The organism is Aeromicrobium piscarium, from assembly GCF_007421815.1.
GTDB classification, from domain to species: domain Bacteria; phylum Actinomycetota; class Actinomycetes; order Propionibacteriales; family Nocardioidaceae; genus Aeromicrobium; species Aeromicrobium piscarium.
Map to the genome: position 1 here is coordinate 15766 of NZ_VLNT01000024.1, position 24076 is coordinate 39841.

At 66.4% G+C, this 24076-nt stretch carries 24 protein-coding genes and 3 pseudogenes; 15 read left to right on the top strand and 12 right to left on the bottom strand.

What is annotated here, in order from left to right; all coding sequences use genetic code 11:
- Positions 1 to 90: 90 nt before the first annotated feature.
- The gene (locus FNM00_RS17140; RefSeq protein WP_143914760.1) at positions 91 to 1395 is read right to left on the bottom strand and encodes a benzoate/H(+) symporter BenE family transporter; all 1305 of its coding nucleotides are present in this window, start codon (positions 1393 to 1395) and stop codon (positions 91 to 93) included.
- Positions 1396 to 1666: 271 nt separating this feature from the next.
- Between FNM00_RS17140 and FNM00_RS17145 the strand changes: the two genes are divergently transcribed.
- The 7 genes and pseudogenes from FNM00_RS17145 to FNM00_RS19325 all read left to right on the top strand — a co-directional run bounded on the left by FNM00_RS17145 (position 1667) and on the right by FNM00_RS19325 (position 6765).
- Positions 1667 to 2071 (top strand): dihydrodipicolinate reductase C-terminal domain-containing protein, encoded by a 405-nt coding sequence (locus FNM00_RS17145; protein ID WP_221933796.1) that lies wholly within the window; start codon positions 1667 to 1669, stop codon positions 2069 to 2071.
- A gap of 342 nt (positions 2072 to 2413) precedes the next feature.
- Positions 2414 to 2596, top strand: a complete 183-nt coding sequence (locus FNM00_RS17150; protein WP_143914761.1) for a hypothetical protein — start codon at positions 2414 to 2416, stop codon at positions 2594 to 2596.
- Positions 2597 to 2657: 61 nt separating this feature from the next.
- On the top strand, positions 2658 to 3323 hold the full coding sequence (locus FNM00_RS17155) for a type IV secretory system conjugative DNA transfer family protein (protein WP_342778547.1): 666 nt from the start codon (positions 2658 to 2660) through the stop codon (positions 3321 to 3323).
- 34 nt (positions 3324 to 3357) lie between these two features.
- A complete protein-coding gene (locus FNM00_RS17160) occupies positions 3358 to 3954 on the top strand; it encodes a hypothetical protein (protein ID WP_185973217.1) in 597 nt (198 codons plus the stop codon).
- 169 nt (positions 3955 to 4123) lie between these two features.
- Positions 4124 to 5409, top strand: a pseudogene (locus FNM00_RS17165) (integrase core domain-containing protein).
- Between the two features lie 241 nt (positions 5410 to 5650).
- Entirely contained in the window at positions 5651 to 6028 is a 378-nt protein-coding gene (locus tag FNM00_RS18900; RefSeq protein WP_185973218.1) for a hypothetical protein, read from the top strand.
- A 17-nt stretch (positions 6029 to 6045) separates the two neighbouring features.
- Positions 6046 to 6765 (top strand): integrase core domain-containing protein, encoded by a 720-nt coding sequence (locus FNM00_RS19325; RefSeq protein WP_246065219.1) that lies wholly within the window; start codon positions 6046 to 6048, stop codon positions 6763 to 6765.
- Positions 6766 to 6803: 38 nt separating this feature from the next.
- Here the strand turns inward: FNM00_RS19325 and FNM00_RS19455 are convergent.
- From FNM00_RS19455 to FNM00_RS17185, 4 genes and pseudogenes are all read right to left on the bottom strand, one after another.
- Positions 6804 to 8273, bottom strand: a pseudogene (locus FNM00_RS19455) (SCO6880 family protein).
- Positions 8270 to 9292 carry a TrbL/VirB6 family protein gene (locus tag FNM00_RS17180; RefSeq protein ID WP_143914764.1) on the bottom strand — a complete coding sequence of 341 codons (1023 nt, stop codon included), beginning with the start codon at positions 9290 to 9292 and terminating at the stop codon, positions 8270 to 8272. The pseudogene FNM00_RS19455 and the gene FNM00_RS17180 overlap by 4 nt, the downstream one beginning before the upstream one ends.
- A 19-nt stretch (positions 9293 to 9311) precedes the next feature.
- Positions 9312 to 9446: pseudogene (locus tag FNM00_RS19340) on the bottom strand (IS3-like element ISMyma3 family transposase); the annotation flags it as partial.
- A gap of 174 nt (positions 9447 to 9620) precedes the next feature.
- Entirely contained in the window at positions 9621 to 10562 is a 942-nt protein-coding gene (locus FNM00_RS17185; RefSeq protein ID WP_143914765.1) for a GlxA family transcriptional regulator, read from the bottom strand.
- A gap of 108 nt (positions 10563 to 10670) precedes the next feature.
- Between FNM00_RS17185 and FNM00_RS17190 the strand changes: the two genes are divergently transcribed.
- A complete protein-coding gene (locus tag FNM00_RS17190) occupies positions 10671 to 10982 on the top strand; it encodes a putative quinol monooxygenase (protein WP_003941073.1) in 312 nt (103 codons plus the stop codon).
- Between the two features lie 632 nt (positions 10983 to 11614).
- The gene (locus tag FNM00_RS17195; protein WP_143914766.1) at positions 11615 to 12925 is read left to right on the top strand and encodes an ISL3-like element ISPfr2 family transposase; all 1311 of its coding nucleotides are present in this window, start codon (positions 11615 to 11617) and stop codon (positions 12923 to 12925) included.
- Here the strand turns inward: FNM00_RS17195 and FNM00_RS17200 are convergent.
- A complete protein-coding gene (locus FNM00_RS17200) occupies positions 12918 to 13868 on the bottom strand; it encodes an integrase core domain-containing protein (protein WP_143914767.1) in 951 nt (316 codons plus the stop codon). The two genes, FNM00_RS17195 and FNM00_RS17200, sit on opposite strands and share 8 nt — an antisense overlap.
- On the bottom strand, positions 13865 to 14182 hold the full coding sequence (locus FNM00_RS17205; RefSeq protein WP_143914768.1) for a transposase: 318 nt from the start codon (positions 14180 to 14182) through the stop codon (positions 13865 to 13867). The genes FNM00_RS17200 and FNM00_RS17205 overlap by 4 nt, the downstream gene beginning before the upstream one ends.
- Positions 14183 to 14485: 303 nt before the next feature.
- Between FNM00_RS17205 and FNM00_RS19095 the strand changes: the two genes are divergently transcribed.
- Together FNM00_RS19095 and FNM00_RS17215 are read left to right on the top strand one after the other, a co-directional pair.
- Positions 14486 to 14782 carry a hypothetical protein gene (locus tag FNM00_RS19095; RefSeq protein WP_221933798.1) on the top strand — a complete coding sequence of 99 codons (297 nt, stop codon included), beginning with the start codon at positions 14486 to 14488 and terminating at the stop codon, positions 14780 to 14782.
- Positions 14779 to 15012 carry a DUF4391 domain-containing protein gene (locus FNM00_RS17215; RefSeq protein WP_221933799.1) on the top strand — a complete coding sequence of 78 codons (234 nt, stop codon included), beginning with the start codon at positions 14779 to 14781 and terminating at the stop codon, positions 15010 to 15012. The genes FNM00_RS19095 and FNM00_RS17215 overlap by 4 nt, the downstream gene beginning before the upstream one ends.
- Here the strand turns inward: FNM00_RS17215 and FNM00_RS17220 are convergent.
- The 4 genes from FNM00_RS17220 to FNM00_RS17235 all read right to left on the bottom strand — a co-directional run bounded on the left by FNM00_RS17220 (position 15009) and on the right by FNM00_RS17235 (position 18268).
- Positions 15009 to 16031, bottom strand: coding sequence for an NAD(P)/FAD-dependent oxidoreductase (locus FNM00_RS17220; protein WP_246065222.1), 1023 nt, complete (start codon positions 16029 to 16031; stop codon positions 15009 to 15011). The two genes, FNM00_RS17215 and FNM00_RS17220, sit on opposite strands and share 4 nt — an antisense overlap.
- Positions 16032 to 16231: 200 nt before the next feature.
- Complete coding sequence (locus FNM00_RS17225; protein WP_143914771.1) at positions 16232 to 16534, bottom strand: putative quinol monooxygenase; 303 nt, start codon at positions 16532 to 16534, stop codon at positions 16232 to 16234.
- Positions 16531 to 17100, bottom strand: a complete 570-nt coding sequence (locus FNM00_RS17230) for a type 1 glutamine amidotransferase domain-containing protein (RefSeq protein ID WP_143914772.1) — start codon at positions 17098 to 17100, stop codon at positions 16531 to 16533. The genes FNM00_RS17225 and FNM00_RS17230 overlap by 4 nt, the downstream gene beginning before the upstream one ends.
- Position 17101: 1 nt before the next feature.
- Positions 17102 to 18268 (bottom strand): glutathione-independent formaldehyde dehydrogenase, encoded by a 1167-nt coding sequence (locus FNM00_RS17235; RefSeq protein WP_143914773.1) that lies wholly within the window; start codon positions 18266 to 18268, stop codon positions 17102 to 17104.
- A gap of 325 nt (positions 18269 to 18593) precedes the next feature.
- On the opposite strand from FNM00_RS17235, the gene FNM00_RS17240 reads away from it, so the two are divergent.
- The 4 genes from FNM00_RS17240 (at position 18594) to FNM00_RS17255 (ending at position 23505) form a co-directional block, all read left to right on the top strand.
- A complete protein-coding gene (locus FNM00_RS17240; RefSeq protein WP_143914774.1) occupies positions 18594 to 20261 on the top strand; it encodes a PucR family transcriptional regulator in 1668 nt (555 codons plus the stop codon).
- Between the two features lie 171 nt (positions 20262 to 20432).
- Positions 20433 to 22799: an excinuclease ABC subunit UvrA gene (locus tag FNM00_RS17245; protein ID WP_143914775.1), complete on the top strand. Its 2367-nt coding sequence runs from the start codon at positions 20433 to 20435 to the stop codon at positions 22797 to 22799.
- A 43-nt stretch (positions 22800 to 22842) separates the two neighbouring features.
- Entirely contained in the window at positions 22843 to 23109 is a 267-nt protein-coding gene (locus FNM00_RS17250; protein WP_143914776.1) for a hypothetical protein, read from the top strand.
- A gap of 51 nt (positions 23110 to 23160) precedes the next feature.
- The gene (locus FNM00_RS17255) at positions 23161 to 23505 is read left to right on the top strand and encodes a helix-turn-helix domain-containing protein (protein WP_143914777.1); all 345 of its coding nucleotides are present in this window, start codon (positions 23161 to 23163) and stop codon (positions 23503 to 23505) included.
- A gap of 46 nt (positions 23506 to 23551) precedes the next feature.
- On the opposite strand, the gene FNM00_RS17260 is transcribed toward FNM00_RS17255, so the two are convergent.
- The coding region (locus FNM00_RS17260; protein WP_143914778.1) for an integrase core domain-containing protein at positions 23552 to 24076 on the bottom strand (525 nt) is incomplete at its 5' end.

A 24076-nucleotide genomic window follows, 5' to 3' on the forward strand; every position in this document is an offset into this window, starting at 1 on the left:
CTCGGACCTAAGGTCCATGTCAACATCGCACGAGCGGAAGAAACTTGACCGGAGCGAGCTCGCAACGAACCCGTACAGGCACCGGGCGAATCACTTATCCGAGCCGGACAACGCCCGGCGATAGTCGCCCTGCTCGGCCACGACAGAGACCAGACACCCGAACAGAACGGCCCAGAATGCCGACGCGATGCCCCACAACGTGAAGCCCGAGACCGAGACCAGGAACGCCGTGAGCACTCCAAGCGTGAAGCGGCCCGCCTCCCACGCGGATCGCAGTGACCCCGCCACCGTGGGAACGAGCACCAGCCCCACCAGTACCGCAGTCAGTGCGGGCGGGATAGACCCGATGAGGCTGACCATCACAGGGATGAACAGCCCGAAGGCAACAAAGGTGAAGCCGGCGATCGTCGCTGCGACATACTTGCCTTCCGGCCTGCCTGCGTCCTCGCTCGCCGCCATGGCGGTCGTGGGTCCTGCGACGTTCGCACTGTGGCCGCCGAACAGGCCGGCGACGGCCGTGGCGATTCCGCTCACGATGGTCATGGCCGTCGTTGGTGGGCGCTCGCCGATGCTCCTCAGCACCGCGATCGCCTGCATGTTCTCCGCCCCGACCGTCAAGATTGCAATCGGGATGCTTACCGAGAGCACAGCCGCCAACGAGATGCTAGGCGCCTGGACCTGAGGGAAGGACATCGCGAGGTCGAGGTTTGCCGAGCCGAACCGACCAAGCACCGCAGAGGCACCGACACCTCCAACGATCGCACCGAGGATGGCCGGGGCGAAGTTGATCCATCTATAGAAGATGAGGTAGCCGAGAACAGCGGCTCCGACAATCCATGGCTCTGCGCCGGACGCATCGACGATCCGCAACGGAAAAGTGAGCAAGATCCCGCCGATCATCCCCGAGAGGATCGGCATCGGAATGAGTCGAACGACGTGCGCCATAACGCCGGTTGCTCCGAGCAAGAAGACCAGCAATCCAGCAACCAGAATGCCGCCGAGCATCTCTGAGTAGCTGACGTCACCCAAGGCCCCGATTGCCACCACCACCCCAGGAATCGAGAAGGCGCCGACAATCGGCAACTTGTAGTACGGCGCCAGGATCCAGGACAAGATCCCGCCAAATACGTAGATCGAACTGGCCCAGAACGTGATCTGCTGGGTCGATAGCCCCGCGTCCGAACCCGAAGCGATGAGCACAGCGCTGACAGACAAGCAGATCACGAAGACCGGAACGACCCCGGTCACGATCGTGAAGACGTTCAGATTCGCCGTAAAGTCCCGCAACCCCGATCGATACCCAGGACCCGATTCGATACCAAGCCAACGGCGACTGCGCGCACCATCGCCTTCGCCTTCCGACCGACTCCGACCACGGGACCCGTGAGATGTCATGACTCCACTCCTTGCCGACGACCAACTGGGTCAAACTTAATGGACCCGTATACCATTTTGCAACAGTTTAGGAACTCTGATCCAGTCTTTGACACGTCGGAGCTATGCATGATACAACCCACGATCCGGACATGACACGGGTTGCAGCGCTAGGCGCCAGAGGGCGACTGGGATCGGCGGCGTCTGCCGTGATCGAGAAAGCGGTGATCCGATCGAGCAGGTGGCGTGCACAGGGAGGGCGTACATGGGGTGGTCGGCACGAGCGGCTTTGATGACGCGAAAGTCCACCAGCTGCGTGATCTGGTCGCCGATATACGAGACGTGGCGTACTGGTCATTCCCAACTTCTCCATCGGCGCGGCACTTATGAAGCGTTTCGCCGAGATCGCAGCCCTTCTTCGGCTGTCGAAGTCATAGAGACACACCACCCGGAGAAGCTGGACGCACCGTCGGGCACCGCGGCAAGGATCGCGGAAGCTCGCAGAGTCACCACGGCGATTGTGCTTCCCGATGAGACGACGGCCGATCCCGACGACGCCCGTGGTGCCACCGTCTCTGGCATTCCGGTACATGCGATGCGGGTCCGCGGTTTCACCGCGTCCCAAGAAGTGCTGCTCGGCAGCACAGGAGAGATTCTTTCGCTGCGCCACAACTCAGCGGAGCTTCGGCGATATTAGCGATCCATCGATGGCCGGCTTGCGCCTTTACCGGCAACGAGGCAGAAGTCCGTGCCTCTACGGGGCATGAGTATTCAGCACGAGCGGCGGTCGAGAAGGTACCCGTGGGCGTGGGAGCCCGTCTTGGCAGGCGTTCTTGGAGCACTCGTGTGCATGACGGTCGTCGCTCATGTGGCTCGATCGACTGCGAATGCGTGGGCTGGCGGACCAACGACATCGGCTCCCCTGAGCAGGTGGCCTGAGTCGACGTTCGGCATCTTCGCCGGCGATGCCGTAGCGGGACTATCGTCGAGGCCACGGAGTCATGCCAGTACCACCGAACTATGGGTCATCCTCGTCACCTTGGAGACCCTGACCGTCTGCGTCCTGTTGGTGGTCACGGCACTGATCCTGCAGCGTTGGGGGCCCGGACGGGTGCAGGGTCTAGCGGCTCCGTCCGAGGTGCGGAAGCTGCTCGGTCGTTCACGGCTCCGTAAGTGCGCCACCACGATTCGCCCCGATCTGTACGGCAAGCGTTCATGTTGAGGCGGTTCGATCCCACCGATGTCGGCTGGCGATTGGGGCGGTTGGCGATGTCGCGGAACTGCTGCAACGGGGCGGGACCATCTACCTGTTGGGCCGCGAGGACCCCTACGCCTCAGCGTCGCCGCTGATGACTGCCGTGGCCGAGCACATCCTCGATACCGCCCTCGGACTCGCCCACTCATCTACGCATCGCCGCCTGTGTCCCCCGCTGCTGGCCTGCCTTGACGAGTTGCCGTCGACTGCTCCCCTACCATCGCTCCAGACCCGGATGGCCAACGAACGTGCCCTCGGTATCTCGTTCATCTGGGCGGCGCAGAGCCGGGCACAGCTGACCTCGATCTTCGGCGAGCAATCGGCCCGATCCCTGCTCGGGCTCACCAACAACTTGATCCTGTTCGGCGGATCGAAAGATACGGCGTTCAACGAGGAGATCTCCGATCTCCTCGGTCCCACCCGTGTCATCCCGCATACCTGGCAGTCCGGAGCGATGGCCGGCAGGAGCAGCAGCTCGGAGGACATTCCGATCCTGACCGGCGCCGAGATCCGCCAGCTCGAGGAACGTCACGCGCTGGTGATCGCCGAGAACGGCAAACCCATGATCGCCCGACTCCGGCGCGCTACGGACGGAACGAGCGGACGGCGACTGCTGGCGCAACGTCAACGAGTGCAGGCCACGGTCGATCGCGCCCGCCGCGCCCCCGACAGTGTCCGGCTTGGAGCGTCGTAGCACTGCGATGGACACCCCCTCGAACGGGAGTCTCATGGTCCGGCCGTTCCCTCGCCCCGGCCCGTCGTTACGGCTCGCCTACCGAGAGCTGCAACTCGCGAGCGACGGCGACAATGTCGCCCGACGAGAGCTCGGCGATCTGACACGCCTGCCCCGTCCGTGGATACCGACCAGCCTGCGTCGCCCCCAACAGCGGCTCGAGCTGTGGAGCTGGTTGGAGGCCGCGGCGATCTGGATCAATCACGAGCTGGTCTTCGACCCGGCCGATGCGATCCCCGCGTGCTGGCCCGAGCATGCCCATCTGGTCCATGAGCTCGCCGTGCTCGTGGACCAGCGTTACCGCTGCGAGCTGGCGCTGAACTCCTCACCTCTTGAGGAATGGCACCGTTACGCCCTGCCTGCGTTCCTCGACCGCATGAGGCACCGGGTCGGGACTCATTGCGAGGACGGCCATGCCGGCAGGTGGCCCGCCGCGGCACGCTTCCGCACTCACCTCGACGACGCGCACAGCACCCAGAGAGCTGCCGCGTTCAACGACGAGGCCGAAGCTCTTCAAGGAAGTATCAGCGACACTCCGTCTTCGCCTCGGCGGCTGCGACTCATCGACGAGGAGACCGGCGAGATCACCTGACCCAATCCCCAGGGGATACATCTGTGATGTCATGCCGCAGGAGATCGGTGACAGTTCTGCATCAGGACATCGGTGACACTTCCGGGGATCTTGGTGGTGACACTTCTGGGCTCTGATTGACGGGTGAGCAAGAAGAAATGAGCCCGTTGATCCCCGTGTCCGTCTCGCTATCAGTCAGTGGCCCGAGGACGCCCCGCGCGGGGCAGCGACCTCGTTCTGCGCCGAGCACGGTCTATCTCGGAAGACGTTCTACGTCCTCCTCGCCCGCGCCCGCGACGAGGGGCAGGCGGCGGTACTCGAACCCCGTACGCGTCGCCCGCGCACCTCTCCGATGCGGATCACCGACGAGGTGAAGCAGCAGGCTCTCAACGTGCGGGCGGCGTTGGAGGCGTCGGGCCTGGACTACGGGCCGATCAGCGTGCATGACAAGATGACCGCGATGGGACTCCCGGCCCCGTCGACAGCAGCACTGGCACGCATCTTCCGCGAGAAGGCCGTGGTGAGGTTGGAGCCGAAGAAGAAACCCGGGCTGCGTACCGCAGGTTCGTGTATCCCGCGCCGAACGCGTGCTGGCAGCTCGATGCCACCGAGTACGTCCTGGCTGGGGGCCGCACGTGCGTGATCTTCCAGCTCGAGGATGACCACTCCCGCCTCGCCGTCGCCTCCCACGTCGATGACGGCGAGACCGCCCAGTCCGCACTTGCCGTGTTCGGCAAGGCCGTCGCCCAGCACGGGGTGCCTCAACGCCTGCTGACCGATAACGGGATGGCGCTCAACCCCGCCCGCCGCGACTGGGAAGGTCAGCTCGTCGCCTACGCCGCGTCGCTGGGGGTGGAGGCGATCACCGGGAAGCCGTATAAGCCGACCACGCAGGGCAAGAACGAACGCTTCCACCAGACCCTGTTCCGGTTCCTCGACAAGCAGGCCCTGGCCGGGACGATCGCCGAGCTGCAGGCCCAGGTCGACCGGTTCGATGTCATCTACAACACCGAGCGCCCCCACCAGGGACTCCCCGGACGACTCACCCCGCAGCAGGCCTGGGACGCCACGCCCCTTGCCGTGCCACCGCGCCCGAAACCCGCACCGGTGATCCCGGCGCCTCCAGCATCGAAGGCCGACACCCTCGCTCCGATCCCCGCAGGCACCGACCCAGCGACTCGCCCTCGCAACGGCGGCACGATCCGCTTCAGTAATGACGGAGAACGGGAGATGATGATCCGCAAGAACGGGACCGTGCAGCTACGCGGGATCCGGTTCCTGATCAGCAGCCGCCGGGCCGGCCAGACGATCCGAGCGGTTTGGGACCCGATCGGGGTAGTCTTCGCCGACCAGCACGGCGAGGTCATCGCCGAACACCCCTGGCCGCCGGAGGGCGTCACCTATGTCAGCAACGGCGTGCCCCGCGGCCGGCCCCGACAGGTGGCAACGAACAACGAAGTGTCACCGAAGTCCTGACACACGAACTGTCACCGATCTCCTGAGACATCACAGGATACATCTGTGGGTACGGTGGGGACAAATAAAGCGCCCCCAGGCCCGCTGGACCCGGGGGTTGGCTCAATCAAATGCGAGATACCACGTCCTCGCTTCTGAGAACCAGGATACGGCATTGACACACTCAGGACAATCGACAGGTTCGCCGCATCTGCCACTCCTCGACCACCTGTCCACTGTTCGTGCGGCCTCGTATCTGGCCGTGACGCGAACGCCGCATGAGGCCGTGGCGCTGTACCGCTGGAACGCCCACATGTCGGCTGCTCTACACGAGTCGCTCGGGCTGGTCGAAGTCGCGCTGCGTAATGCGATCGACCGTGAACTTCGCGTCTGGAATCAACGCCAACCGCCTGCCTTCGACACCACCTACGACGATGCGTGGGTCGAGAATCCCTCGCGTCCGTTGTGGGCGATCCTCAACCCGACCCAACGCCACGGCGGCCGCCGTTCGATCTACCAGGCCGCCTTCCGCAGAGCACTCCAATCGCGAGATCGTCGCGACCACGGTCATCCTCGCTTCGGAGCGCCGATCACGCACGACGATGTGGTCGCGCACATCACCTTCGGCACCGGGCCCTGACCCGGCACGACGGTCACGTGGTCTCCGAGGCGACCGTGCTGCGGATCCTGCGCGACGAGGGGCTGATCCTGCCGGATCACTACCAGCGTGAACGGCGCCAGCTCGCCGCGCGCCGCAAGGCGGCGTTCGCCGAGGACCCGACGGGACCGAATCAAGTCTGGCAGCTGGACTTCTCCGAGTTCGAGACCACCAGCGGCGGGACGTGGCGGATCGCGGGATGTCGGGACTACTGGTCCAAGTACGAGCACCGCTGGCACGTCTCACCGACAGCGAACCAGTTCGACGCGATCGCCGCGGTCGAGCTCGCGCTGGCCGACTACGAGCAGTTGTTCGGCCACCCGCTCGCCGATGCCTGCGAGGTCGATGTCGAGACCGGTGAGATCAAGCCGGCCGTGACGATCGTGACCGACAACGGTGGCCCGTTCCGTTCATTCCGGTTCGAGGCGTTCATCGGGCTACATCCCGAGCTCGCCCACGTGCGCACCCGAGTGAGATCGCCGGGTCAGAACGGCTCACGCGAACGCGGGTTCGGCACCCTGAAGTACGAGCGGCTCTACCTCGATGAGATCGACGACGCGATCATGCTGGCCAAGCATGCCGAGGAGTACCGGATCGAGTACAACCAGCTGCGCCCTCACGAGGCCCTGTCCTGGAACCGGCCACTGGAGGTGCACCTGGGCCTGGCCGACCCGACGATCCCGACATTTCAAATCCAAGAAATCCTGCCAACTTCTTGACGCGGGACACACGGACCTGTTACGGCCTCGGACGACGCTCAGACGTGACGACACAACGGGAGCGCGGCGGCGGTGAACGCCTGCGCCTGCTGACCCCACAGACGCCGGGTCTCGCACGAGGCTTGGATGGCGGCCTGCTCGATGTCGGCGACAGCCCGTTCGAGATCGTCGGGGTCGGTGGCGCTGACGGCGATGAGGCCGGTGACGCGAAGGATGCCGTGGCCAGCGGTCAGGTCGGCTTCTTGTTGCAGGGCGTCCTGGTATTCGGCGCTGTGCTGGGCGTCCTCGATCTGGCCGATGCGTTGCCGTTGGGCGGCGTCGGAGACGTACTCGGTCTTCTTCTTGCGGATGTCGCGGGCGGCCTGGTCGGTGCGCATCGGCGTGTAGAGCAAGGTGAACGTGCGCCGGATGCCCGAGGACAGCAGGACGGGTGCGAGGAATCCCGGGAACACCAGCGATCGGGGCCATTCGCTGATCCACAGGACACAGTGGTGCGCCGAGTCCGAGCGCAGCATTGACCAGTTCTCGGTGACAGCGACGGGGCCGGCGGTGGCGAGGTCGCGTCCGACGTCACCGTGCCGTTCGAGGGCAGCGCCGATGTCGGGGTCGTACGCGCCGCGCAGGATGACGGCCAGTTCGCCGGGATCGAGCCAGTCCGACGGGTCGAGGTCGGCCGAGCGCAGTGCAGCGATGATTGTCGACATCTCTTGGCGCAGGACTGCGGCAGCCCCTCGGTTACCTCCGCCGGCAGCACGGATGGCTCTGCTCGCGGTCTTGAGGTTCAGCGACAGCGAGATGGTCGAGGCGTGGCGTTCGCCGGCCGGTCCGGCGCGGTCGATGAGTTCGCCATACGTGGTGGCGGTGAAGGTGTCATCCCCAGAGCCGTGCTGATGCCACCATTCGGCGAGCCCTTTGCCGGAGTCAGGCAGCGTGCGCTCCATGATCTGCAGCGACGCGATGCGTCCCGAGCGACAGGCTGTGGCCAAGACTCGTCCCCATCCGGTGACGCGGCGTTCTTGTTCGAGAGGGTCGAGCAAGATGAACGCTGGGTGGGAGACCGCAACGATTGCGGTCAGTGTGGAGCGATGCGGGTCGTGCACCATCACTGCCCCGGTGTCGGGGTCGAGCTACTGACGCAGTCGGGCCGCATCCCCAGGAAGCGCAAGGGTGCCGACTGGTCGTGGTGCGATGACGCGACGCCGGCAGATCAACTGCCCACCAGTGGAGCGCCACAGCCAGATGCTGACGATGGGCAGCCACTGAATGAGTTTGCGTCCGCCGAGGCTGACCCACGCCAGTGCGCTGCAGCAGAGGATGGCGGGGAGAGCAAAGATCAGGCTCGCGCCACCGCCGACATAAAGGGAGAACACGAGCGTGATCGCGCCGATGCCGACCACCACCAACTGGGAGGCGGTCAGGCCGAACAAGACTCCACGGCGCGCCAGCCGGGAGAACTTCACCGGCTGCAGCTCGTAGTCGCCCGACCGCGCAGCGTTCGTGGTGCTCATCGCCCTGCCCCCGAGTCGCCTGAGCCGCGGCCTGTCATTGCGGGGGTCGGATCGGCGGTGTGGGCAGGAACGGTGCCAGCGGCGCCAGCGGGTGCGCTCGCTTGCTCAGCCTGGCCCGACGACTGGGCGGCGACGAAGTTTCCCATCTTGGGGCCAGCGGTCGCGGCCTCCTTGGCGACCACGGCGCCAGCGGCTACGGCTCCACCCGCAGCCGCGCTGCCCGAGGACGCACCGGCGGCGCCCGAGGTTCCGCCCCCGCTGGGCGCAGCGGCGGGCGTGGGTCCGCGCCCGGCGCCTCCCGAGCCTGCGCCGTCACCACCGAGGATCTTCGGGACCATCCCTCCTGAGCAGCCGCCGGTGCGGATGGGCAGGGGCCGATTCATCGACGACTTGGTCTCCTGCTCGGCCGACATCGCGTGGTACATGTCGAAGCCCATGAAACTGATCGCCTTGTAGGTCATGTACGGCGCGAACCCAGCCATCAGCATCAACACCACGCCGGCGATCGGTTCGCTGACCGATTGAAGGTCAGCGTCGATCGGAGCAGAGACCTGTGCGGTGGCGAGCAGGAAGATCACCACCAGCACGAGCTTGGACAAGATCAGTGCGATCACGAAGGTGGCCCACTTGCCGATCCAGCCACGGGTCTGGTCCCACGAAGCTCCGGCCAGTGCGATGGGTGCGAACACGATCGCGACGAGGAGCAGAGCCTTGCGGACCAGCAGGCTGATCCACACGATGATTGCTGCGCCGATGGCGAGCCCGGCGAGGAAGATCATCAGGATCGCGGCTGCACCTGGGGCTTTGAGGCTGAGGCCACCGATGCCCGCCGCGAGTAGAGCGACGCGATCGCCCATCTCGTTCATGTTGGTGCCGGCCGCGTTGACGATCCCGATGGTGAGTTGGTCGGTGATCTCCAGCGCGAGTGCAAGCAGCGTGATGGCAACGAAGGATCCGAGGATGGATTTCGCCAGTCCGGTGAGCGCGCGTGTCAGTGCCGCGGGCTCTCGTCGGACCATCCCGCCGATGACTTGGAGGAGGTGACGTGACCCCGAGCTTGGCCGCGATCGACTTGATCGCCGCGTACTCCGACTCGTAGTCGTTCCTGGACTCCAACACCATGCGAACCGCGCGCTCCCTGAGCTCTCGCGGGTACTTCGACGGACGTGCCATGAGAATCATCCTTCCAACGAAAGGACTCTCCAGACATCCCGGGGCGGTTCACATGGCCTGTGCTGCGGGCGTGTCGAGTGGGTCGTCCAGGGGCGACGCAGGAGCGTCGACGCGACGTGCTGAGAGGTGGTTCCAGTCGAGCACTAGGACACCGGCTACAGGCATGGCGATAGGTCAGGAACGGCGTCGCTCCCTACGCAGGAGGGAGCGCAGAGTCTCGGCGTTCGCGTAGCCGACCCGTAGCGCGATCTCGGCGGAGGTGAGGTCCGTGGTTGCTGAGAGGTGCCGAGCTCGTTCGATGCGAAGCCGTTGGACGAAGCCGAGCGGAGTGAGGTTGAGCGCCGCACGGACTCGTCGTTCGAGGGTGCGCCGGCTGGTGCCGAGCGACTGCGCGACGAAGGCGACGTTGAACGGTTCGTCCAGGCGGGCGCGCACGAAGCGTTCGAACTCGACGACGATCGGGTCCTCGTGCCGGAGATGTTCGTAGGCGACGAAGGCCGCCTGCGACGGACGCTCGTCGATGATGAGGAGCTTGGCGACATGTTGGGCCAGGTCGGGGCTGATCGATCGCACGAGTGAGAGCGCGAGGTCGATGTGGGCGAACGCGGCGCCGGCGGTGACGAGGTTCCCGTCGACCACGACCATGGTGTCGAGATCGAGGGCGACGGTCGGATAGCGCTTCAGGAACTCCGGCCCCAGGAACCAGCTGGTCGTCGCCCGCCGATGATGCATCCGTCCGGTCTCGGCGACAGCGAACACGCCGGTGCACGCCGCGGCGATCCGGGTGGTCGCGTCGTCGAGGCGCCCGAGCGAGGCGATGACCGAACGAGCATCTCGGCTCTGGAGGGCGTCGTTGGTAGCGGCGGCCGTGAGGGTTCCAAGCGCAGGGACGACGACCACGTCGAACTCTGCGGACTCCGACAGCGGGTGGTCCACCGACAGGGTCATCGATGCCGTCGTGGTCACTCTCCGTTTCGGTCCGAGGATGGCGAGTTCGATCGGGTCGATCCGCGGGTCGACATCGCCGCGGGCTCCGTCGGCCACCCGCACGATGTCGATGACCGACGCGACAGCCGAACCGAAGCAGCCGTCGATCACGATCAGTCCGATACGCATGGCGCGAACAATAGCAATACTGCCGTATACGCCACTTCTCACATGCCCTTGCTCGTCATACGCTGAACTCGCTTCACCAAGAAACCTCGACACCTAGGAGAACCCCTCATGTCCACACCCGCATCACTTCCGTATGCCTTCGTCGCCAAGATCGTCGCGGCCGATGGACAGCACGACGCGCTCGCCGATCTGCTCGCCGGCGCTGTCGCGCTCGCCAACGAAGAAGTAGGAACGATTGTCTGGTTCGCGGTCAGGACCCACGCCGACACCTTCTGGATCTTCGATGCATTCCCCGACGAGGCCGCTCGCGACGCCCACGCCAACGGCGCCATCGTCGCAGCCCTGATGGCCAACCAGCACCTCCTCGGCGCAGCACCCGAGATCCTGGCGGCCGACGTCCTCGCGTCCAAGCTCCCGTAGTCCGCCAACGCACGAGACGATCGCGCCCCGCCGAGCCGTCGCCAGGTCGCGACGCAACGCCACGCTGCGTTGCCGAGCGGTGCGAGGCCTATCGGCACACGGACAGGATGCCGGCCGCGAGCGCTCAGCCGGCGAGGGGTCCGTCGCAGAGGAGAGCGACGTCGGTGTCGGGCAGAGCCGTGAGGCCAGCGCATCGCGCGACCACCAGAACCGAACAGCCCCTGCCCTGCGTTTCCGCAGGTCAGGGGCTGTTCGCCGGAGCCGCCTGTCGGAATCGAACCGACGACCTAATCACGTCGGCTTTGCGTCTATCGCTTGATGCGCCCACTGGGCGAACGAGCCGCTGACCTGCGCAAACGCCGAGCGTGGGGGACGCCGCCATTCGGTGGTGACCGACGACGACCGACCAGTACCGACCGTTTCACCGGAGCTTGCGGCGGCGTCGAAGCCGAGCAAGCTCCATTCCTTTAGCTCACCGCGCCCTCCTCCTCGCCGGTCCCGTCGTCGTCGAAGACGTTTCAGGGGTCTTCTCAGATGACGGTGTAGGTCGGCCGGGCGCGTCGGTCCGCAGATAGACGTCGAGATCTCCCGACGATGGAGGTTCCTACGCCATCCATCCGAAAGACCTCGACGTGACCGACGCTACCCCGCCGGCCGGCTTCGGCCGCCCTGACCTGACCGCCTTCGCTCGACTCGACGGCCTCGGTCTGAGCGTGACCGGACAACGACTTGAACCGGATCGTGCGGTCCTCGCGTGCCGCGTGGTGGAACCAGATCAGTGGTGCCGACGGTGCGGCAGCGAAGGCGCTGCTCGTGACACCGTGATCCGGCGGTTGGCCCACGAGCCGCTGGGCTGGCGACCGACCGTGCTGGAAGTTGTAGTGCGCCGCTACCGCTGTGCCGACTGCGGACACGTGTGGCGCCAAGACACCAGCGCCGCGGCGGAGCCACGCGCGAAGCTCTCGCGCACCGGGCTGCGGTGGGCGCTGGAAGGGATCGTGGTCGCACACCTCACCGTCGCCCGTGTCGCCGAGGGACTCGGGGTCGCGTGGGACACCGCCAACAACGCGGTCCTGGCTGAAGGCAAGCGGCTGCTGATCAACGACCCCACGCGGTTTGAGGGCGTGAAGGTCATTGGCGTCGATGAGCACGTCTGGCGCCACACCAGGCGTGGCGACAAGTACGTCACCGTGATCATCGACCTCACCCCGGTCCGCGATGGCGCCGGCCCAGCAAGGCTGCTGGACATGGTCGAGGGCCGGTCGAAGGCGGCGTTCAAGACCTGGCTCGCCGACCGCGACGACGCCTTCCGTGACGCGGTCGAGGTGGTCGCGATGGACGGCTTCACCGGGTTCAAGACCGCCGCTGCAGAGGGGATCCCGGACGCGGTCACGGTGATGGATCCCTTCCACGTCGTGCGCCTGGCCGGTGACGCCCTCGACAGGTGCCGGCGCCGGGTCCAACTCGCGATCCACGGGCACCGTGGGTTCAGGGACGACCCGCTCTACAAGTCGCGGCGCACGCTGCACACCGGCGCGGACCTGCTCACCGACAAGCAGAGCGACAGGCTACGCGCGCTGTTCGTTGATGACGCTCACGTCGAGGTCGAGGTAACCTGGGGTGTCTACCAGCGCATGATCGCCGCCTATCGCCACGAGGACCGGCAACGTGGCCGCGAGCTCATGGAGAAGCTGATCACCGACCTCAGCGCCGGCGTCCCCAAGGTGCTCACCGAGCTCACCACCCTGGGCCGGACCCTGAAGAAGCGAGCCGTTGACGTGCTCGCCTACTTCGAACGACCCGGCACCAGCAACGGGCCGACCGAGGCGCTCAACGGACGGCTCGAACACCTGCGCGGCTCCGCACTCGGGTTCCGCAACCTGACCAACTACATCGCCCGAAGCCTGCTCGAGACCGGCGGCTTCATGTCCCGCGTCAAGTAGTTGGCAGGGATTTGATGGTTTGAAAGGTCGGGACGGTGGGGTCGGCCAAGCCCAGGTGTACCTCCTCTGACCGGTTCCAGGCGAGGGCCTCGTGCGGTCGGATCGTGTTGTACTCGATCCGGTAGTCCTCGGCGTGCTTGGCGAGCATGATCGCGTCGTCGATCTCGTCGAGGTAGAGCCGCTCGTACTTCAGCGTCCCGAATCCGCGTTCGCGTGAGCCGTTCTGCCCCGGGCTTCTGACCCTCGTGCGGACGTGTTGCAGCTCGGGGCGGGAGGTGATGAACGCCTCGAACCTGAACGAGCGGAACGGGCCGCCGTTGTCGGTCACGATCGTGACCACCGGTAATACCTCACCGGTCTCGGTGTCGACCCCGCAACGCTCGACCAGCGGGTGCCCGAACAGGGTCTCGTAGTCGGCCAGGGCGAGCTCGACGGCCTCGATCGCGTCGAACTGGTTCCCCGTCGGTGACAGGTGCCAACGGTGCTCGAACTTGGACCAGTAGTCCCGGCACCCCGCGATCCGCCAGGTCCCGCCGCTGGTGGTCTCGAACTCGGAGAAGTCGAGCTGCCACACCTGGTTCGGACCGGTCGGCTCCTCGGCGAACACGGCCTTGCGGCGCTCGGCGAGCTTGCGTCTCTCGCGCTGGTACTGATCAGGAAGGATCAACCCCTGATCGCGCAGCCGGCGCAGCACGGTCGCCTCGGAGACGACGTGACCGTCGTGGCGGACCATCGCCCAGATCTTGCGATGCCCCCACGCCGGGTGCTTCGCGGCATACTTGTCGATCAACGTTGCCGCGGCGTCCCGGGCAGGCCGCGGATGCGGCCGACGGACCGGTTCACCGACGCGCGCGCGTGACTGCCGGCGCCGCCAGGTCCGTTCAGGGATGTCGAAGATCCTGCACCACCTCGCGGTCGACATCCCGGCTTCGCGCCTGATCACCTCGAGGTCCTCGAAGGGCCCAACCGGCCCTCCGCGCTCTTCTTCCAAACCCGGATCTCGACCGCAGCCTCACCAAGCGCTTGCGTCAGCTCGACGACCTCGGCCTCAAGCTGCTCCTCACGGGACGTCGGCCCGTTCCGGCCGGTCGCCAGCGCGGTCTTGCCAGCCTCGAGGAACTCGGCCTTCCACCGGCCGATCGACTGCTCGCTGACCTTCTCGCGACGCGCCGCCTCGGCGATCGTGAGCTCACCAGCAAGCACGCTCAACACGATCCGAGTCTTCTTCTCGACCGGAATCGAAGGGGGTCTTCCCATAGATCAGATTCTCCTTCAGGACTGACTCAACAGCCCTGCCAAGAATCTTGACGCGCTACAACTCGACCCCGAAGGGTCTGCACGCAGTCGTCCCGGCCGACGCGGCCAAGGGCTTGCATCCCGGCGTGATCTTCGCGCTGCGAAACCTCAGCGGCGGAGAAGGAGCGCATCGGGGCCAACCGTTTGCATCCGCACTATTTGGTCTACCTCGGCGACGACGGCACAGTTCTATCCGACCACACCGAGGTCAAGAGCCTCCTCGATCTGCTCCGCGCCGGCTGCCGCCCCCACGAAGAACCAGTCATGGCAGCGACACGGTTTTTCAACACGGCCACCAACGAGGGTGCAGAGATGGGCGCGTACTCCGAGTTGCTGACCGAAGCCATCCAATCAATGGTCGACGTCACCGATGAACAAGACCTCGACAGCCTCTTCACCGACGGCGCCACGACCGCGCTCACCCAGACCATCAGTAGCTTGGATGACTTTGAACTGATCGCCTTCATTGCCGTCGTGGACAGGGGCGGTGATTCCTGGTGGTTGAACCTGTCGAAACCCACCTCTACCGCTGGCCGCCAGCGGCCAAGTACGGCCGCGTGATCCCGAAGGTGAAATTCTACGAACAGGCGACGCTCGGCGCGACCGTCAAGGACAAGTTCGTCTCTGACGTTTGTAGGATCACCTGGGCCTACAAGCTGGCTGAGTCCACGATCAACCTTTCGGTCAGCGCCGAGGTGCCAGAGATTCAGCCGCATTGCCCAGCACCGTGGCGGCGACGTCGTATCGCTCGCCTGCCTCGGCCATCCGGCACGACGCTCACCGGCCACTAGTCCTGGGCCGCGCCGAGGCGCGCCTCGGGCGTGAGGTCGGCGGCGAGACCGCCGCCGGTCGCAGCCCGGGCAAGAGCGCGACCCAGCGCAGGTGCCTGCTTGAACAGATTGTGACCGGCCACAAAAATGACAGAGCCTGCCTCCCACACGGCCACGCCGTCCTCGCTCCATGGGAGGTCGGTCACCCAGCAGTGAAGAAAGTCGCGCGGCTCTGGGTGGAGACCGGGCAGCGCCCGTGTCACGTATTCGCGCGCGCGTTCGTCCAGCGATCGAATCGCCGCAGGGTCGATGAACGTTCCGTCGTCGCGGACGCCGACGGTTTGGCTGAGTCCCACCGAATAACTGCTGTTGCCCGGTAGCGGCGTCGCGTACACGCCGACTTCGCCGAAGACGCCGCTGCTGTCCTGCAGGCACGCGACTCGTGCCGGGGCGGCGGCTTTCACGTCGAAGGTCAGCCGGACGTGTGCGGCAAGGCGAACCGGCAGCGACAGGCCGACGCTGCGGGCCAGGCGGGCGGTTTCGCGACCGGCGCACACGACCACCTTGGAGTAGACAGCCCGGTCGGTGACGCTGCGCACCTCGACCGTCCCATCGGCGCGGGGATCGATGGAGATCACCTCGCCGGTGGTGACGGCATCTGCGAGGGCACCCACGAGCGCCGTGATCGCCGCACGGGTGCGGATCGCGCCGCCCGACTCGTCGAGCACCGCCGGCCCCGAGTACCCAGCGAGCAGCGGCATTCGCTGGGCGAGCTCGGCTGCATCGATCTCCCGCGCTGCCACTCCACCGACCTGGTCGAGCACCCGCAGCCGCGCCAGCGCGCTTTCGCCGATCGCCACGACACCATCCGATGAGACCAGCTCGACGTCGAAGTGTTCGGCCCACTCATCCCATACGCCGCGGCTTTCGCGCGCGAAAGCGACGAGTCGCGGGTCGTCGTGGGCATGCCGGAAGATCCGCGACTCGCCTGCGGACTGACCCGTTCCGGGCAGACCGGCCTCGTACAAGCGCACCGGCACGCCCTGCTCCCGCAGCGCGTACGCCGTCGTCAGTTCCTGTCATCGCGGTTCCTCGATCTGTTAGGGATGTGCGATAGGCCGGATGTGCGATAGGCCGCAAGAGAAGGGGCCGCTGCCACGACGTCAACGGGCTGTGTCAGCCCGAAGTCACCGCGCGCAGCGACCCCTCATGTCGGGGTCAGTGCTCCCGGTCTGTGGTGTCAGGCGGGAAGTTTGGAGCCCAACACGTCGAGCTTCTCGATCGTCGGTTCGGAGAACAACGCACCGGTCTGCTCGCCGAGAGCTACCGCAACAGGGCCGGACAGGTGAGCGTCACGTCCGGCGTCATCGGGGAACACGTCGAAGATCCCGAAGGAGGAGGGCCCGAGGCGGATCGCGAACCACGCGGTGGTCGCCGGCTCGTCCTCAACAAGCGCACGGCCGCTGTCAAGGAACTCCTTCACGTCGTCCTCCTTGCCGGGCAACGCGTCAAACCTGACCAGCAATCCCTTGGTCACACTCATGACGTCTCCTCTTCCTTTGTCGTGGTGCCCGCGAGTTGGGACACGATCGCCTCGGAGAACGCCGGCAGGTCCTCCGGCGAGCGGCTGGTGATGAGATTCTTGTCGACCACGACCTCCTGGTCAACGACGTTCGCGCCGGCATTGCGCAGATCCGTGCGGATGCTCGGGAAGGACGTCAGGGTGCGACCGGTGGCCACGCCGGCCTCGATCAACGTCCACGGTCCGTGACAGATCGCCGCCACCGGCTTGCCGCTCTCGACGAAGTCGCGGACGAAGGAAACGGCGTCCTTGTCGACCCGGAGCTTGTCGGGGTTCACCGTGCCGCCGGGAAGCAGCAGGGCGTCGTAGTCGGCCACCGAGGCCTCAGCCACCAGCCCGTCGACGCCGAACGTCCCCGCCGGATCCAGGTCGTTCTTACGGGCCTGGATCTCGCCGTCGTGGATCGAGAGGACCTCGGTCTGAGCGCCGGCCCTGTCCAGTGCTTCGCGGGGTTGCTCGAGTTCGACGCGCTCGACCCCGTCCGCGGCGAGGATCGCGACTCTCTTGCCCTGCAGATCTGCTGCCATGTCAGTTTGTCTTCTTTCCGTCGGACATACCCGGCTTGATGACGACCTTGGTCCAGCCCTCGGACCTGGAGTCGAAGTTCCTGTAGGCGTCGGCGGCCTGGTCCAGCGAGATCTCGTGGGAGACGATCCAGGACGGCTTCGCCTTGCCGGCCGCGATCAGGTCACGCAGCCGGCGGTTGTACTTCTTGACCGGGCACTGACCGTTGCCCATGGTCTGTCCCTTGAACCAGTGGGTGCCGAAGTCGATGGCCGCCTTGCCCTGCTTGGCCAATTCGCCCTTGGCCCCCGGGTCCTGGGGGACGAACACGCCGACTGTGCCGATCCCGCCGGTAAAACGCACCGAGTTGATGAGCATGTTCAAGGTGGCAGCCGGGTCTTCGTTCCCCTGCGGGTCGTGGGCCTGGTAGCCCACGCACTCGCAGCCACGGTCGGCTCCGAGCCCCATGGTCTCGTCCAGCACAGCCTGCACGGGGTCGGTCTTGGAGTCGTCGATGGCGATCGCTCCGATCTGCTCGGCCAGCGCGAGCCGGTCGGGGTGGCGATCGACCACCATGACCTTCGCGGCGCCTTTGATCGTCGCGGACAGCGCAGCCATCAGACCCACCGGACCGGCTCCAGCGATCACGACGCTGTCGCCCGGGATCACGCCGGCCATCTCGGTGGCGTGGTAACCGGTGGGGAAGATGTCGGAGAGCATGACGTAGTCATTCTCCTTCTCCTCCGCGTCCTCGCCCAGGCGCAGTGCGTTGTGGTCGCCGAAGGGCACCCGGAGCAGCTCGGCCTGGCCGCCGCCGTACGGGCCCATGTCTGCGAACCCGTAGGCCGCACCGGCGGCAGACGGGTCAGGCTGGGTGGTGAGGCAGTAGTTGGTCAGCCCGCGTTCGCAGTTCTTGCAGAACCCGCACGAGATGTTGAACGGCAGCACGACCCGGTCGCCCACCTTGACCTTCTCCACGCCCTGACCGACCTCCACCACCTCCCCCATGTTCTCGTGACCGAACGTCCGGCCTTCCTCGAAGGAGGTCCGCCCCTCGTACATGTGCAGGTCCGAGCCGCAGATGTTGGTGGTTGTGATCTTGACCAGCACATCAGTGGGTCGCTCGATCTTCGCGTCCGGAACATCGGTGACTGCGACGTCTCGGGGTCCCTGATACACGACAGCCTTCATACGAATCTCCAATCGTTGTGTGGGCCTTTCGACCCCTCCACGCTCGCCGCCGACCAGCAGGAAGTCATGGGCACGCCAGGTCCAAACCCCGGGGCCCACTTGGGTCGAGTGCACAACTCGCTGCGTCGCGTGCACAGCGCAAGGGGTAGGATGGGCGCAACGCCGCCCCCGAGAGTTGACGAGGACCGATGAGCTCTCACGGACTCGGACTGGATCCCGCGATACATCAGTGCTGCAGGCACCGAGGTGTTGCCGCTCAGCGCGACGACCTGTCGGGTCCCTACGTCACAGAGGGATCCCGGGTGGGTCGGCGAGGGACCGCGAGATGAGTGTCTTGGAGCCTGCCTCGACCCGAACTGTCGCGGACATCGACGGGCTGGATCTGGAACATGCCCTCACCGGCCTCCATGAGTTGCTGGTGATGTCGCTGACGATGATGCAACGTCACGACGTGGACGGGGTCATCGACGTCCTGGCGCGTGGGGTCGAGTCGGTGACCGGCTGCCAGTTGGTTCACGTCACCTTCCAGCGGGACCGGGAGTGGATCACCCTGCCCCCCGGGGAGCCAACGAGACCGGCGGAACCGATCCCCCCAACCGGTGAACGGGTGTTCGTGCAGGGCCACGGCGACTCCTGGACGTCTACGACCTCTGTCACGGTCGCGAATGGCGTACCCGGCCAACTGGTCCTTCGCAGCTCCACCCGACCCGACCCCGAACAGCTGTTCGTCATCGAGCGTTTGGGCGACCTCCTCCGGGCGGCGCTGGCGGAGGCGGAGTTGCACGAGCGCGACCGCCGACGCGCCCGCGAACTCGAGGCAGCCAACAACGAGATGGCGCGCACCGTCGCGGTCCTGAAGCACCGGGAGGGGGTGCTTGAGGAGTTCGCCCGACTCGCCACGTCCGGGACTGAGCTCGACGTGGCCACCTCGCTGAGCCGGTTCACTGGCTCCACGGTCGTGCTGCGGGACAGATTCGGCCACGAGACGACCCGGATCACGGTTGCCGGCCGGTACCAACCGGTCCTCGAGCGAACCTCGCTCGAGGAGGTGATCGGCGGACGCCCCGAACTCGGCACGATCGAACTGGAGGTGCCATCGGACAAAGAGCAAGACGACGCATTGTTCGCTCTGCAATACGCCGGCGTCGCACTGGGGCTGCTGAGGGCTCATGCCGCAGCGATGAATGAACTGGAGAACGGCTTGAGTCGAGACCTCCTCGACGACCTTCTCGAAGGGCTCCCGAACGACGTTGCCGTGGACCGGGCATCCGCCCAGGGCCACGACCTTGGCGTTCCGCACGACTTGATCGTGTCCGCGTGGTCCTCCGACCGGGGTCAGCGCGGGCACGACCGCGACGTCGATCACCTCCGGAGGGCTTTGGCTCGTCAGCGGCTGCCCTGCTTGGTCGGCCGGAACCAGGGGCTGGTGGTCGCTCTCACCTATCGAGGTGTCGACATCGGCCGCTTGTTCGACGACTTGTCCCGCGGTTACGGCGACACCAACGGTGTGATCGCCAAGGGGGAGCCGTTCAACTCGCCGCAGCGAATCCCACGAGCCTATGAGCAAGCCCAACGAGCACTCAGGGCTCGCCAGCAGTCCCCCAAGCCGTATGGCTTCATCGCCTACGCCGACTTGGGAGTGGACCGGCTCCTTGCCCTTGACGCCAATGCCGACGAGGTCGAACGCCTCGTCAGTGACTGGCTCGGCGACCTGCTGAGCTACGACCGCCGCCACGGCACCGAACTCGTCCTCACCCTAGCGGCGTACCTCGACCACGGGGGCAAGTACGCCGACACGGCAGCAGCGCTCTCCATCCACCGCAACACACTGCGGTACCGACTCAGCCGCATCACCGAGATCTCGGGCCACGACCTCACCGACGTCGAGACGAAACTCAACCTCCACCTGGCCGCCCGTGCCTGGCGACTGCGCCGTGCCCCCGTCGGCGAGCCCCCGCGGGACACCGTCCGGAGCGGTACTCCCATTCCGTAGGTCCCAGACCAGGAGTATCTCGGCTCGCGCCCGGACACACCGCCTGGGCCGTCACGCAAAAACGCACGTGCTGCATCCCGTTCGCGGCGGAGCAGTCCTAGTGACGATGGCGCTCGGGGAGCGCGATAACTTGTCGTCGAGGACACCCGGAGCGACCGACAGGGGCAGGATGTGACCACCGACGCGATCGACGACTTCGTGCGTGTCCGCGGCGCCAACGAGCACAACCTGCGCAACATCGACGTGGACATCCCCCGCAACGTGATGGTGGCGTTCACCGGGATCTCTGGCTCGGGGAAGTCGTCGCTGGCCTTCGGCACGCTGTACGCCGAGGCGCAGCGCCGCTACTTCGAGTCGGTCGCGCCATACGCGCGCCGGCTGTTGCAGCAGGTCGGCGCCCCGCGCGTCCAGGAGATCACCGGCCTGCCGCCTGCGGTCGCGCTCCAGCAGCGCCGGGGCGCGGCCACCTCGCGCTCGTCGGTCGGCACCATCACCACGCTGTCCAACCTGCTGCGGATCCTCTACTCGCGGGCAGGCGACTACCCGGCCGGCGCCCAACACCTCGCGGCCGAGGCCTTCTCGCCCAACACCGTCGCTGGCGCGTGCCCGCGCTGCCACGGCCTGGGCGTCGTCCACGACGTCACCGAAGAGCTGCTCGTCCCGGACCCGTCACTGAGCATCCGCGACGGCGCGATCGCCGCCTGGCCGGGCGCGTGGCAGGGCGCCAACCTGCGCAGCATCGTGATGGGGCTCGGCATCGACGTCGACAAGCCGTGGCGCAGGCTCAGGAAGCGGGACCGCGACTGGCTGCTGTTCACCGACGAGCAGCCGTCGGTGATCATCGAGCCTGAACCAGGTCGCGTCGACCATGGCTACTACGGGAAGTTCTGGAGCGCGCGCAAGCACGTCATGCACGTGCTGGCAGATTCCACGAGCGAGCGGATGCGCGAGCGAGCCGGGCGGTTCGTGGAGGAAGCGCCCTGCCCGGACTGCCAGGGCAGTGGACTGCGGCCAGAGGCCCTCGCGGTGACCTTCCTCGGGTGTTCGATCGCCGAGGTCAACGACCTACCCTTCACAGCGCTGGTCGCGCTGCTGCGACCGGTCGCCGAGCTGCCCGAAGAGGCCGACGAGGTCGCGGTGCGGATCTGCGCTGACCTGGTCGCGCGCGGCGAGGTGCTTCTCGATCTGGGACTGGGCTATCTGAGCTTGGGACGGAGCTCGACGTCCCTGTCGGCCGGAGAGGCGCAGCGCCTGCGGATCGCCACCCAGCTGCGTTCGGGTCTATTCGGGGTCGTCTACGTCCTCGATGAGCCTTCCGCCGGCCTGCACCCGGCCGACGCGGAGCCGCTGCTGGATGTCCTGGACCGCCTCAAGGCGTCCGGCAACACGCTGTTCGTCGTGGAGCACGACCTCGACGTCGTACGCCGAGCAGACTGGGTCGTCGACATCGGCCCCGGTGCGGGCGAGGCCGGAGGCCGAGTGCTCCACAGCGGCCCTGTCGCGGGCCTCGAGGATGTCACGGAGTCGGCCACCAGCGCCTACCTGTTCGGTCGCGCCGAGCGGCTCGTGCACGACGCGCGCCCCCCGCAGGGCTGGCTGCGACTGGACGGAGCAAACAAGAACAACCTGCGCGACCTGTCCGTCGACATCCCGCTCTGCGTCCTGACCGCCGTCACCGGGGTGTCCGGCTCCGGCAAGTCGACCCTGGTCACCCAGGTCCTGGCCGAGGACCCGACTGCCCTTGAGTCGTTCGACCGGCTGATACTAGTCGACCAGCTCCCGATCGGCCGGACGCCGCGGTCCAACCTCGCGACGTACACGGGGATGTTCGACGCCGTGCGGAAGCTGTACGCCGCCACGGACGCGGCCCGGGCCCGCGGCTACGGCGCCGGCCGCTTCTCCTTCAACGTCCCCGAGGGCCGGTGCGAGACCTGTCAGGGCGAGGGTTTCGTCTCCGTCGAACTGCTCTTCCTGCCTGGCACCTACGCACCATGCCCGACGTGCCACGGCGATCGCTACAACTCCGAGACGCTCGAGATCACCTACCGGGACAAGAACATCGCGGAGGTCCTCGCACTGCCCGTCGACGATGCCGCGACGTTCCTCGCCGACGTGCCGGCCGCCGTACGCAGCCTTCGGACGCTGCGCGAGGTGGGCTTGGGCTATCTGCGACTGGGACAGCCTGCGACCGAGCTGAGCGGCGGTGAGGCACAACGCATCAAGCTCGCTACCGAGCTCCAGCGCGCGCACCGAGGCCATACGCTCTACCTGCTCGACGAACCCACCTCAGGACTGCACCCCGCCGACACCGCGCTCCTGCTGCGTCAGCTGCACCGGCTAGTCGACGCCGGCAACACGGTGGTTCTCGTCGAGCACAACCTCGACGCGATCGCCACAGCCGACTGGGTCATCGACCTCGGCCCGGGCGGAGGAGACGCCGGCGGTCGGGTCGTCGCGACAGGGACGCCGGCCGACATCGCGCACGCCGACGAAAGCGTGACCGCGCCGTACCTGGCACGGCGGCTCGAGCGGACATGATCCGGCTGCGGCCGCCGCTGAGCACGTCGTCAAGGATGGCGACATGACCGTCTACCTGGCATGGACCTCGGAAGACCTGACCGACCTGGCCGACCTGGAGGGGCCGTGGCATGAAGCGATGCTTCTTGCTTCGGGACTCATCGCCGTGGACAGCACTGAATCGCTGTCAGCCGTCTATCACGCCATCAAGTGGTCCCTGCGACGTGAGGCTTCGCTGATCGTGGTTCCGTTGCACCAGACGCCCAAGTCGCGGGGCATGGCCGCCGGAACTACTACCTGGTTGCGTGAGCGTGTCGCGCGTCAGACTTAGTGGCAGGACCCGTTGCTTGCGGGTCTGCCCTGCGAAGGAGTCTGATCGTTCATGGCAAGACCACCAGCCATCCCGGCTGAGGAGAAGACCAGGATCGTGTTGTCGGTCCTGGCCGGGGAGGTCACCGTCGCCGAGGCCGCCCGGCGGGCGAAGGCGTCCGAGCAGTCGGTGGGGAACTGGAAGCGGGCGTTCCTCGAGGCCGGCAAGACCGGCCTGGCCGCCGGGAAGTCGGGGCCCTCGACGCGTGAGCAGCAGTTGGAGGCCGAGGTTGCGGAGCTGACCCAGGCGCTGGGCGAGGCGCACCTGGAGGTTCGGGTGTGGAAGAAGTCCGCGGAGGGCCGGCTGGGCCCTTCGAGGACCTTGAAGCGCCCCAGGTTTGATGCCGCATCCTTTTGAGTTGGAAGGATGCGAACCATGAACCGCCCCAGGTTCGCTGCCGCTCCTATACGGGTTGCGGCTCTCGGTTGAGGGCCGCGTAGTGGGCTTGCTCGGACTCTGTTGGTGTCATCATCCCAAGAGAGCCGTGCAGGCGTCTGGTGTTGTACCAGTCGACCCATCCGGCGGTGGCGTACTCGACGTCGGCGATGGTCCGGTAGGGGCCGGTGTGGAAGACCGTGGTGCGGATGCACTCGGTCTTGAACAGGCCGATCACGCACTCCATCAGCGCGTTGTCATACGCATCAGCCACCGTCCCGATCGAGGGCAGGATGCCCTCGTCGGTGAGGTGGTCGGTGAACGCGATCGACGTGTACTGGCTGCCGGCGTCGGCGTGGCCGATCAGTTCACCGGGGATGACGGGGTGGCCTTCGCGGCCACGCTGCCACAGCGCCATCCGCAGCGGGACGTCGACCAGCTCGACGGCCTTGGTGGGCGCGATGTTCCAGGCGATGATCTTCTGGGCGAAGACGTCGAGGATGAACGCGACGTAGACGAACCCGGCCCACGTCCTGACATAGGTGAAGTCCAT

What these genes read in the sequence shown, in the direction of transcription:
- FNM00_RS17140 (WP_143914760.1), bottom strand. Translation starts at nt 1,395, where the DNA reads ATGACATCTCACGGGTCCCGTGGTCGGAGTCGGTCGGAAGGCGAAGGC.
- FNM00_RS17145 (WP_221933796.1), top strand. Translation starts at nt 1,667, where the DNA reads ATGACGCGAAAGTCCACCAGCTGCGTGATCTGGTCGCCGATATACGAG.
- FNM00_RS17160 (WP_185973217.1), top strand. Translation starts at nt 3,358, where the DNA reads ATGGTCCGGCCGTTCCCTCGCCCCGGCCCGTCGTTACGGCTCGCCTAC.
- FNM00_RS17180 (WP_143914764.1), bottom strand. Translation starts at nt 9,292, where the DNA reads ATGGTCCGACGAGAGCCCGCGGCACTGACACGCGCGCTCACCGGACTG.
- FNM00_RS17185 (WP_143914765.1), bottom strand. Translation starts at nt 10,562, where the DNA reads ATGCGTATCGGACTGATCGTGATCGACGGCTGCTTCGGTTCGGCTGTC.
- FNM00_RS17190 (WP_003941073.1), top strand. Translation starts at nt 10,671, where the DNA reads ATGTCCACACCCGCATCACTTCCGTATGCCTTCGTCGCCAAGATCGTC.
- FNM00_RS17205 (WP_143914768.1), bottom strand. Translation starts at nt 14,182, where the DNA reads ATGGGAAGACCCCCTTCGATTCCGGTCGAGAAGAAGACTCGGATCGTG.
- FNM00_RS19095 (WP_221933798.1), top strand. Translation starts at nt 14,486, where the DNA reads ATGGCAGCGACACGGTTTTTCAACACGGCCACCAACGAGGGTGCAGAG.
- FNM00_RS17225 (WP_143914771.1), bottom strand. Translation starts at nt 16,534, where the DNA reads ATGAGTGTGACCAAGGGATTGCTGGTCAGGTTTGACGCGTTGCCCGGC.
- FNM00_RS17230 (WP_143914772.1), bottom strand. Translation starts at nt 17,100, where the DNA reads ATGGCAGCAGATCTGCAGGGCAAGAGAGTCGCGATCCTCGCCGCGGAC.
- FNM00_RS17235 (WP_143914773.1), bottom strand. Translation starts at nt 18,268, where the DNA reads ATGAAGGCTGTCGTGTATCAGGGACCCCGAGACGTCGCAGTCACCGAT.
- FNM00_RS17240 (WP_143914774.1), top strand. Translation starts at nt 18,594, where the DNA reads ATGAGTGTCTTGGAGCCTGCCTCGACCCGAACTGTCGCGGACATCGAC.
- FNM00_RS17250 (WP_143914776.1), top strand. Translation starts at nt 22,843, where the DNA reads ATGACCGTCTACCTGGCATGGACCTCGGAAGACCTGACCGACCTGGCC.
- FNM00_RS17255 (WP_143914777.1), top strand. Translation starts at nt 23,161, where the DNA reads ATGGCAAGACCACCAGCCATCCCGGCTGAGGAGAAGACCAGGATCGTG.